7 protein-coding genes and 2 rRNA genes are annotated in these 10,047 nt (G+C 61.3%); 2 read left to right on the top strand and 7 right to left on the bottom strand.

All coding sequences use genetic code 11. From position 1 onward, the window contains the following. Both U5822_RS17445 and rrf read left to right on the top strand, forming a co-directional pair. Positions 1-283 (top strand): 23S ribosomal RNA (locus tag U5822_RS17445); the annotation flags it as partial. Between the two features lie 79 nt (positions 284-362). Continuing rightward, positions 363-478, top strand: a 5S ribosomal RNA gene (gene rrf / locus U5822_RS17440). Between the two features lie 123 nt (positions 479-601). Here rrf and U5822_RS17435 read toward each other — a convergent pair. From U5822_RS17435 to U5822_RS17405, 7 genes are all read right to left on the bottom strand, one after another. Next, the gene (locus U5822_RS17435; RefSeq protein ID WP_322856872.1) at positions 602-1,309 is read right to left on the bottom strand and encodes a sensor histidine kinase; all 708 of its coding nucleotides are present in this window, start codon (positions 1,307-1,309) and stop codon (positions 602-604) included. Continuing rightward, a complete protein-coding gene (locus tag U5822_RS17430) occupies positions 1,306-2,943 on the bottom strand; it encodes a tetratricopeptide repeat protein (protein ID WP_322856871.1) in 1,638 nt (545 codons plus the stop codon). Before U5822_RS17430 ends, U5822_RS17435 begins: the two co-directional genes overlap by 4 nt. Then, positions 2,940-6,458 (bottom strand): hybrid sensor histidine kinase/response regulator, encoded by a 3,519-nt coding sequence (locus U5822_RS17425; RefSeq protein WP_322856870.1) that lies wholly within the window; start codon positions 6,456-6,458, stop codon positions 2,940-2,942. Before U5822_RS17425 ends, U5822_RS17430 begins: the two co-directional genes overlap by 4 nt. A gap of 44 nt (positions 6,459-6,502) precedes the next feature. Continuing rightward, on the bottom strand, positions 6,503-7,009 hold the full coding sequence (locus U5822_RS17420; RefSeq protein WP_322856869.1) for a hypothetical protein: 507 nt from the start codon (positions 7,007-7,009) through the stop codon (positions 6,503-6,505). A 91-nt stretch (positions 7,010-7,100) separates the two neighbouring features. Then, positions 7,101-8,867 (bottom strand): sodium:solute symporter family protein, encoded by a 1,767-nt coding sequence (locus U5822_RS17415; protein ID WP_322856868.1) that lies wholly within the window; start codon positions 8,865-8,867, stop codon positions 7,101-7,103. Between the two features lie 6 nt (positions 8,868-8,873). Further along, on the bottom strand, positions 8,874-9,137 hold the full coding sequence (locus U5822_RS17410; RefSeq protein ID WP_322856867.1) for a DUF4212 domain-containing protein: 264 nt from the start codon (positions 9,135-9,137) through the stop codon (positions 8,874-8,876). Positions 9,138-9,336: 199 nt separating this feature from the next. Next, positions 9,337-10,044 carry a 3'-5' exonuclease gene (locus U5822_RS17405; RefSeq protein ID WP_322856866.1) on the bottom strand — a complete coding sequence of 236 codons (708 nt, stop codon included), beginning with the start codon at positions 10,042-10,044 and terminating at the stop codon, positions 9,337-9,339. Between the last annotated feature and the right edge of the window lie 3 nt (positions 10,045-10,047).

Genomic DNA, 10,047 nt, shown 5'->3' with positions numbered 1-10,047 from the left:
TGGACGTTGGAGATTTGAGGAAAGCTGCTCCTAGTACGAGAGGACCGGAGTGGACGAACCTCTGGTGTTCGGGTTGTGACGCCAGTCGCATTGCCCGGTAGCTATGTTCGGACAGGATAACCGCTGAAAGCATCTAAGCGGGAAGCCCCTTCCAAGATGAGATCTCCCTGGACCTTCGAGGTCCCTGAAGAGCCGTTCAAGACCAGGACGTTGATAGGTCGGGTGTGTAAGCGCTGCGAGGCGTTGAGCTAACCGATACTAATTGCTCGTGCGGCTTGACTATATAACACCCAAGACAATTGCGGATAACGCGAAATCAATATCACCATTTCCATCTCGTCCCCCAGTGATCAACCGTTTTGTCTGACGACCATAGCGGCTTGGAACCACCTGATCCCATCCCGAACTCAGAAGTGAAACAGGCCTGCGCCGATGGTAGTGTGGCACTTGCCCATGTGAGAGTAGGTCATCGTCAGACTCCTAATACCGAAAACCCCAATCGCCCAGCGGTTGGGGTTTTTTATTGCCTGTAAAAAAGCATGTACTACGTTTACTGCCTTCGCCATCAGGCTAAGTGCCGTCGACAGGTCCGGGCTGCCTCTCAGGGCAGCCAGATTTCAAACACGCCGCCGCCCAGTTCACCGCCATTGTGCAGTTGAATGGACCCGCGCCGCTCGCCCTCCCGGTGCAGGGCAGCCACCGAGGACGCGAAATACAGCCCCAGGCTGGTGCTTCCGCTATTGAAATCCAGGGCGCCAAAACGGATGGTGCCGCTGTGTTGCATACTGTCCGGGTAGCCTTGGCCATCGTCTTCCACACCCAGCACCAGATAGCCTTCCCGCTGTTGGGCGGTCAGCCGGATCTGGCTGCGGGTGTAGCGCAAGGCGTTGTTGATGGTGTTGTTCAGGACACCGGTGAGCAGGTCGGCGTCGAAAAAGCCGTTGATGTCCTCGGCCTCGATACGGCACTGAATGCCCAGCCCCTCAAGCAGGGGAGAATGTCGGGCCAGGTGTTCCTCAAGAAAGTCCGGCACAAAGTGTTCTTCGATGTGGGCCGAAAGGTGGTCCTGGCCCAGCCGGTAGATTCCGAGCAGCTGGACCAGGTCGTTATGCATGCGTTCGGCTTCGTACTGCAGGGTGTTGAACCGGGAGGCGCTGCTGGCCGAGCCCTGCATCTCGCCTCTCAACTCATCCAGGGAATTCAGCAGCATACCCAGTGAGTTTTTCATGTCATGAACGGCGGAGGCGAGCACCATCGAGAAGTCGATGCGATCCTCATTGTCACTGGCAGCGGGGGAAGCCTTGGTCATGGCGTCAGTTCCTCCAGTTTACGGCGTAGGGCCAGATAGCGGCGGTGTTGGCGATGCTGCTCGGGCAGCCCGGCCAGCCGATCCAGACAGCGCTGGCAGCGATCGAGTAGGGCGGAGCTATCGGCCTCGCTGTGCCGCTGTTTCATCAGCACCTGAACCAGGTTCAGATTGAGGGCGGCGTGGTCGGGTACGATCTCCAGCGCCTGCGAGAAAGCTTCCACGGCGGCGGACAGGTCCCCAGACTCGAACGCCTTGATGCCGTCCCGGTTCAGGGTTCTGGCCTGCAGTTTCTGGCGGAAGCCAACCGGCTCGTCCAGGAGCGCTTCAATCCGATTCAGCACTTCGTTGTCGCTGGCGAAACGTTCGGCGAGCTCGGCCAGCAGGGTTTTGGCCTCACCGGCGTGGCCCAGGCGGAATAGAGTCTTGCCGTAGTCGAGCGCGGTGTCCGCGGTCAGGCTCTGGCCGTCACCACCGTCCTCACGAATCTGGTCCAGCAAGCGATTGGCGTCGCTGGCCTTGCCACGGCCGGCCAGCACCCGGCATTGAATGAGGCGGCTTCGCAAGTCGAGTTCGGGCTGCTCCGGGAACCGTTTGCCCATCTGTTTGAGCAGGTTCAGGGCTTCGTCGGCGCGCTCTGCGCCGGCCTCCTCCGCATCCCCTTCACTGAGGTCGGTCAGCGACTGGGCCAGGGCCAGATAGTGATCGGCACTGTCGTGGATCGAGTGCGTGCCGAGCGTCACTGTTTTGCGCCAGGCCTCGCAGGCCGCCTCCAGGTCCTGATTGGCCTCCGCCAATTGCGCCAGCTGCCTTTGTCGCAGCAGGGCGTTGGGTGAATGCAGCGCCGCCTGCTCGAGGGTGTGTTGGGCATCCACCAGCTTGCCCTGGCGCTGCAGCCCCTCTGCCAGCAAGTCGTAGGCCTCCATGTAGTCGGGATGACGGGCAATGAGCTGGCTTAGACTGGCGACGGCGTCCTCGTAATTGCGGTTCGCCAGCATCACCTTGCTGCGGCCCAAACGGGCCCAGGACAGCTCCCGTTGCTTCAGAGCGTCGTCGAAGACCCGTGCGGCATGGCTCAGGTCCCCAAGCTGGAAATACAGGTCACCCAGGGTTTTCAGCAACCAGGTCCGGTAGCGCGGGTGCTTGGGCAGCGCCTGCAGGCACAGCGAGATGGCCTCGGGGTAGTTCTCCCGGTCGAGTTCCCGATTGATCGGGTAGAGGGCGTTGCGCTGCTCGATCAGGGCGCCCAGGCGCTGGTCCAGCATGGCCCTATTGATCGGTTTGGTGAGGTAACCGTCAGGCTGGTTTTCCCGGGCCCCCATCACCATCTGTTTGGAGGTCTCCGCGGTCACCATCAGGAACAGTGACGCGCGTTTCAGCAGCTTCCGGTGCCGGAGCTCTTCGAGTACATGCTGACCATTCCGGCCCTCGCCCAGGTTGTAGTCGCACAGCACCACGTCCACGTGATTGTAGGTGCAGTGCCGGATGGCCTGGGCCGCGGTGCCTGCCTGTTCAATTCGGTCGGCGCCGCAGCTGCGCAGCATCTGGCGCATGCTCAACCGGAAGTTCTCGAAATCGTCGATGATCAGGTAATTCAGCTTGCCAAACTCCATGGCTCTTCTGCTGGATTCGCTCATGATCGTTTCTGCTTGAGTAGCTTATTGACCAGGGCCCGGAGGGCCGCCGGTTTCACCGGTTTGTACAGTATATGGTAGCCGCGGGCGATGGCGTCTTCCCGGACTTCTGGCGCCATGTAGCCGGTGATCAGGATGCCGGGAATTTCGGGGCTGAGGGTATCGCGCAGACTGTCCATGGCATCAAGGCCGTTGCGGTTATCGTCCAACTGGTAGTCGGCCAGGATGATCTCCGGCGCGCGGCCATCGAGTTTCTGGACCGCATCGTCCAGGCTCTCGGCGGCGGTCACATCGCACTTCCAGTTGCCGAGCAGGGCCACCATACCCTGCAGGATGGTCGGGTCGTTGTCGATGCAGAGCACCTGTAGGCCACCGAGGCTGGAGACCCGACGTGAGCCGGCGGCCGGCTTCTGGATCGCCGCCTGGTTCTGTTCCGGGGTCGCGATCGGCACGGTAATCCCGAATAGGCTGCCGCGGCCCTGGATGGAATGAACCGTGACCGGATGGTTGAGCATGCCACTGATCCGGTCGACGATGGCCAGACCCAGGCCGAGGCCTTTCTTGTCCCGGCCGGTCTGGAACCGGCGGAATTCCTCGAAAATTTGGGTGACCTGGTCTTCGGGGATGCCGGGACCGGTGTCCCAGACGTCAATCCGGATATAGCCCTTCAGGCGCCGACACCCCAGCAGGATCTTGCCCTGCGGGGTGTAGCGAATGGCATTGGACAGGAAGTTCTGGACCACCCGGCGCAGCAACTTGGCGTCCGAGCGCACCCAAGCGGAGCAGGGCACCACGTGCAACTCCAGGCCCTGGTCCTTGGCGATGGCGGAAAAATCCGTCGCCAGGTGGCGCAGGATGTCGTTCACCGGGAACACGCCAATGTCCGGCTCCAGGGCGCCGGCGTCGAGCTTGGAGATGTCGAGCAGGGTGCTGATGATCTCCTCGGCGGCGCCCAGGGAGCTGTCGATGTGATCCACCAACTCCTTCATTTCGCCGTCGTTGGTCTTGCCAGCCAGGGCCGAGGTGAACAGGCGGGCGGCGTTCAGGGGTTGCAGCAGGTCGTGGCTGGCCGAGGCCAGGAACCGGGTCTTGCTCTGGTTGGCCTGCTCGGCCACCGATTTCGCCTTGAGCATCTGCTCGTTGATCACCTGCAGTTCCTGGGTCCGCTCCTTCACCCGCTGTTCCAGGTAAATGTTGGTCTCCTTCAGGGCCTGCTCGGTGCGCCGCATCGGCGTGATGTCCTGGAAGGTGGTGACGTAGCCGCCGCCGGGAATCGGGCTGCCGTCGATGCGTAGCACGGTGCCGTCCGGGCGCTGGCGTTCGTAGGACATGGGCTTGCCATCGCGCATGCTGGCACAGCGGTCGGCAACAATCTCGTCGATGCGTCGGGCGGACAGGTTGGCGTTGGTCAGGTTGTAGCGCATCAGGTCTTCCACCGGCCGGCCGACCCGTACAAAACCCTTGGGGTAGGTGAACAGCTCCAGGTAGCGGTGGTTCCAGACCACCAGTTGCTGCTGGTGGTTGACCACCGAGACCCCCAGACTGATGTTCTCAATGGCCGACTGCAGCAGCTCCCGGCTGAAGGTCATGGCCTGGGAGGCTTCGTCGACGATGCTGACCACGTCCTCGATCTGCATGTCTCGACCGGTCAGGGTGGATTCCAGCACCACCCGGGCGGTGGACGCCCCGATGACCGAGGCCAGTTGGCGCTCGATGTATTTCATCAGGTGCGACGAGGCCGGTCGCTGCGGGTGCAGGCGAATGGCGTTGCGACGCTCGTAGTTGCGGAAAATGGTTTCCGAGCGCTCCTCCCCCATGAACCGGTCGGTCAGGGCCTGCAGGTCGGAGGTCAGGATTTCGCCCTGCCAGCCTTGGTGCTGGGCCGTCTCGCCCCGGGGCTGGGGGTCGTGGAAGAAGGAGGCGATCTGGATCTTCTCGCGGACCCGTTGCCGGGTCAGCAGCGACAGCACGATGTAGGTCAGGGTGTTGATCCCCAGGCTCCAGAGAATGCCATGGCTGACCTGATCCAGTTCGGAGCCGAACAACGCGGTCGGGCGGGTCCAGCTCAGGCCCCACAGACCCTGGTCAATCAGGGTGTCGGTCAACCAGCCGGTGCTGGCCAGGGCCGGCAGCAGCAGGGTGTAGCACCACATCAGGAAGCCCAGGGCCAGCCCCCAGACTGCGCCCATGTAGTTGCCCTGGCGCCAGATGATGCCACCCACCAGGGCCGGGCCAAACTGGGCCGCGGCGGCAAAGGACAAGAGGCCAAAGGCGGTCAGGCTGTAGTCGGCCCCGGCCATTCGGTAGAAACCGTAGGCGGTCAGCAGCACCACGAAAATGGCGACCCGGCGAATCCGGAGCAGCAGGTGGCTGAGGTCGGCCCGACGGTTCATGCGGGGACGGAAAAACTTGAGCAGCGCCGGCATGATGATCTCGTTACTCACCATGGTGGCAATGGCCACGGAGCAGACAATCACCATGGCAGCGGCCGCTGAGCCGCCGCCCAGGAAGGCCAGGATCGCCAGCCATTCCTCACCGGCCAGGATTGGCAGCTGCAGGATCATGATGTCCGGATTGCCGTTCATGGTTTCCGGAGCGAGCAGGCCGGCGGCGGCAATGGGCAGGACGAAGGCGCTGGCCACCACCAGGTAAATCGGCATGGCCCAGCGCGCCACCTCGAAATCCCGGTGGTCGGTATTCTCGACCACCATGACGTGGAATTGGCGGGGCAGGCAGATGATGGCCAGCATGGCCACCAGGGTCTGGGTAATGAAGGCCGGCGTCTCGAGGCCGTCGGTGGTGAGCTGGCCGATCAGGTCGGCCTGCTGGGCCCGTTCGTACAGATCGCCAAAGCCGCCATACAGCCCATAGCCCACGAACAGGCCAACGGCCACGAAGGCCACCAGTTTGATGACCGACTCAAACGCCACCGCCTGGATCATGCCGCGATGGTGTTCGGTGGATTCCAGGTGGCGGGTGCCGAACAGGACGGTAAATAGCGCCAGCGCCAGGGTGATGTACCAGGCGGAATCGCTCCAGGCAGCTGCGCTCAGCTCCTGGTAGCCGGGCCCGGTTTCGGACAGCACGTTGAAGCCCATGGAAATGGCTTTCAGCTGGAGCGCGATGTACGGCACGCTGCCGATCAGGGCGAAGGTGGCGATCATGGCCGCCAACAGCTGGGACTTGCCGTAGCGGGAGGCAATGAAGTCGGCGATGGAGGTACTGTTGTTGCGTTTGCTGATGTAGATGATCCGACGCAGTAGTGGCGCACCGAACACGAACACCAGCAATGGCCCCAGATAGATCGGCAGGAAGCCGAGGCCCTCCTGGGTCGCCCGGCCCACGGCGCCGTAGAAGGTCCAGGAGGTAAAGTAGACCGCCAGGGACAGGGCGTAGATGTGGGTCCGGGCCAGGCGGCGTCGATACAGCCCGGGGTGGCGGTCGCCGGCCCAGGCGATGACAAACAGGACCGAAATGTAGGAAATGGATATTAAAACCAGCAGCCAGGCACTGATCATGAAGGCTCGATTCCGTTGGTTGCGGGCGTTGAGCTACCGGCCGGTCAGCCGGTGCAAACCGTGTTTAGTAGGGTGTCGGTGGTGTCCAGCACCTTCATGTTGTCGACCCTCGGGGTGCCATCCGAACCCAGGGGCACGAGTTCCCGGGACTGGCAGTTAAGGAGATGGACTCGATGGGAGACGGCATCGGTTACCTTCTGCTCGAATCGATACAGGGTAAAGCGAACGATGCTGTCGTTGGCGGTATCCCGACTGATGCTTTTGGTGTCCACGGTTGAAAACGCGGTGACGTAAGGAAAGGCAAAGGTCCAGGGACGCCAGTAAATGCCGTCCGATTCCGAGTCGACAATGACGGCCTCCTCGGGAAGTTGGCTTTTCTTCAGATCGTACCAGGTGTATTCCCCGTGGATCAGGTAGCCGAGCATACCCAGGCCGGCAAACACCGGGATGAGCCATTTGGGGGCGCGTTTTCGAGTGAGCGCGCGGATGCCCAGCGCAATTCCCGCAGCCCCGAGGCCACAAAAGACCGTGGCAACAAAGGTCCAAAACATAGTGAGTATCCTTAAAAAAGAACGGGCTCCCTCGGTGAGGAAGCCCGTTCGGTCATGCCTGTTCAGTCACTAAGACAGATCAGTACCTGGTTTAGTGATCTTGAGCCTGTCCGGCACCGCGTGGGTAACGGACGCTCTCAACCAGCTCCTGAATCTCAACGGGCGGCTCTTCAGTAGCGTTGGATACCACGAAGGCTACCGCAAAGTTGACGATTGCACCAATGGCACCGATCGACAGCGGAGAGATACCCAGCACCCAGTTCTCCGGGGTGTCCGGCAGGTTGTTGGTACCCGGGATGAACAGCCAGCCTTTGTAGACAAAGATGTACACCAGGGTGAACGACAGGCCAGCCAGCATGCCGGAGATGGCACCAATGTTGTTAACCCGCTTGGAGAAGATACCCATCATCAGCGCTGGGAACAGCGAGGCGGCGGCGATACCAAACGCCAGAGCCACGACCTGCGCCGCGAAGCCGGGAGGGTTGGCGCCAAGCCAGGTTGCAACAACGATGGCAACGGCCATGGAGATCCGGGCGGCCAGCAATTCCCCTTTGTCCGTGATGTTCGGGTTGATGCGGCCTTTGATCAGGTCGTGACTCACCGCCGACGAGATCGCCAGCAACAGACCGGCTGCCGTCGACAGGGCGGCGGCCAGACCACCGGCGGCGATCAGACCAATGACCCAGCCGGGCAGGTTGGCGATTTCCGGGTTTGCCAGAACCAGGATGTCCCGGTTGACCACCAGCTCATTGCCATTCCAGCCGCGTGCCTGTGCTTCGGCCTCGAAGGCCGGTACGTCGTTGTACAGCTGGATACGGCCGTCTTCGTTCTTGTCGGTGAATTCAATCAGACCGGTGACTTCCCATTCCTTGACCCAGTTCGGGCGCTCGTCGTACTGGATCGGCTCGGCGGCAGTGCCCTCCGGGTAGATGGTGGTCATCAGGTTCAGACGGGCCATGGAAGCAACAGCCGGCGCAGTCAGGTACAGCAGGGCGATGAAGACCAGCGCCCAGCCGCCGGACCAGCGAGCGTCCGCCACTTTCGGCACGGTGAAGAACCGGATGATGACGTGGGGCAGACCGGCGGTACCGATCATCAGGGACAGGGTGAACAGCACCATGTTCAGCTTGTTGTCGACGTCAGCCGTGTACTCGTTGAAACCCAGATCGGTGATGACCTGGTTCAGCTTTTCCAGAAGCGGCAGGCCGGACTCAGTGTGGGTAGAGAACATGCCCAGGCCCGGAATCGGGTTGCCGGTCAGCTGCAGTGAAATGAACACCGCCGGGATGGTGTAGGCGATGATCAGCACGCAGTACTGGGCCACCTGGGTATAGGTGATGCCCTTCATGCCACCCATAACCGCGTACATGAAAACAACCACCGCAGCGATGATCAGGCCCATTGTTGCATCCACTTCCAGGAAGCGGGAGAAGGCGACACCGGCACCGGCCATCTGACCGATGACGTAGGTCACCGAGGCCACAATCAGACAGATGACCGCGACAAGGCGGGCATTGTCGCTGTAGTAGCGGTCACCGATGAACTCGGGCACGGTGAACTTACCGAACTTGCGCAGGTAAGGCGCCAGCAGCATGGCCAGCAGCACGTAACCGCCGGTCCAGCCCATCAGGAAGGTGGAGTTGGCGTAGCCACCGGCGGCAATCAGACCCGCCATGGAAATGAAGGATGCCGCGGACATCCAGTCGGCACCGATCGCCATACCGTTGGTGACCGGATGCACGCCGCCGCCGGCGACGTAGAAGTCCTTGGTGCTACCGGCCTTGGCCCAGATAGCAATCAGGATGTAGAGGAGGAACGAGCCCCCCACGAAGATGATGTTGATGGCAAATTGGCTCATTCCTGCTTACTCCTCGTGTACGCCGAATTTTTCGTCGATTTTGTTCATGCGCCACGCGTAGTGGAAAATCAGCACGATGAACGTGAGGATGGAGCCCTGCTGGGCAAACCAGAAGCCCAGGTCGGTTCCGCCGACCGGAATGCCGGCGAGCATGGGGCGAAGCAGAATGGCAAAGCCATAGGAAACCAGAGCCCAGACCACAAGGCTCCCGAGAATCAGGCGCAGGTTCGCCTTCCAGTAGTTTTCAGCGTCGTAGCTATGACCGGACATAGGATCACTCCTGTGTTGTTGTTGTTGAGATTAGGTGCGTTTTGTATGGGGTTTTCCGGATAGAGAATTTATTATTCATATAGTACCTCTCCGACTTGTTGTCCTATCCGACTTTACTGGTCAAGCGAATTCGCGATATTGGCAAATAGTCTAATTCTCAGTTATTTGCGGCAGTTTCGATCGGTTTTGGCCCGGCCGCTCAGAACCGGTGCATGTTTTGCAGGCGGCGGTGGTAATGCAGTTTGTCGTGCAGCTGTTTGAGGGTTTTCAGTCCGTCCTTGCGAGCCCGGTTGAGGGCGATCATGGTCAGTTCGGCGGTCACCAGGGCATCGGCGGCGGCATTGTGGCGCGCGCTGGCCTCCAAACCGAAGTGCTCGCTCCAGTGATCTAACCCCTTGCCGCCGGGGCGGGCCTTGGGAAAGTACAGGGGCAGCAGGTCGGCGACGTCCATCCAGGTGTGGTTGACGTTGTAGCCCAGCTGGGCACGCAGGGTTTTCTCGAGGAATTTCTGGTCGAAGGCCGAGTGGTAGGCCAGCACCGGGTCGCCGTTCATCCATTCCAGCAGGTACAGCAGCGCGTCTTCGGTCTCGTGACCCTGGGTCAGGGCCTCGGTGCCGATGCCGTGGATCAGTACGGTTTCGGTGATGTCCAGCTCTGGCCGCTTGAGGATCAGGTCGAACTGGTCGTCCAGGTGGATAACACCCCCGGTTACCGCCACGGCGCCGATGGCAATCACCTCGTCCTTGGCCGGGTTGAGGCCGGTGGTTTCCAGGTCCAGGACGATCAGCCGGGTGGCGGACAACAGCTGGTCGCCCGGGGTTTTCGGGTTGGGCAGGTTGTCCATATCCAGGTGGCCGGCGGGTCGGCCCCGACGCCGTTCCAGCCATTGTTTGATCTGCTCCAGCATGGT

This window comes from Marinobacter qingdaonensis, assembly GCF_034555935.1.
Classification (GTDB): domain Bacteria; phylum Pseudomonadota; class Gammaproteobacteria; order Pseudomonadales; family Oleiphilaceae; genus Marinobacter; species Marinobacter qingdaonensis.
The sequence above is the reverse complement of the archived record's forward strand: the minus strand, read 5'-3'. Positions and strand labels throughout refer to the sequence as shown.

Bases quoted from the DNA above. Each gene is read 5' to 3' on its own strand.
- U5822_RS17435 (WP_322856872.1), bottom strand. From the start codon at position 1,309: ATGACCAAGGCTTCCCCCGCTGCCAGTGACAATGAGGATCGCATCGAC.
- U5822_RS17430 (WP_322856871.1), bottom strand. From the start codon at position 2,943: ATGAGCGAATCCAGCAGAAGAGCCATGGAGTTTGGCAAGCTGAATTAC.
- U5822_RS17425 (WP_322856870.1), bottom strand. From the start codon at position 6,458: ATGATCAGTGCCTGGCTGCTGGTTTTAATATCCATTTCCTACATTTCG.
- U5822_RS17420 (WP_322856869.1), bottom strand. From the start codon at position 7,009: ATGTTTTGGACCTTTGTTGCCACGGTCTTTTGTGGCCTCGGGGCTGCG.
- U5822_RS17415 (WP_322856868.1), bottom strand. From the start codon at position 8,867: ATGAGCCAATTTGCCATCAACATCATCTTCGTGGGGGGCTCGTTCCTC.
- U5822_RS17410 (WP_322856867.1), bottom strand. From the start codon at position 9,137: ATGTCCGGTCATAGCTACGACGCTGAAAACTACTGGAAGGCGAACCTG.
- U5822_RS17405 (WP_322856866.1), bottom strand. From the start codon at position 10,044: ATGCTGGAGCAGATCAAACAATGGCTGGAACGGCGTCGGGGCCGACCC.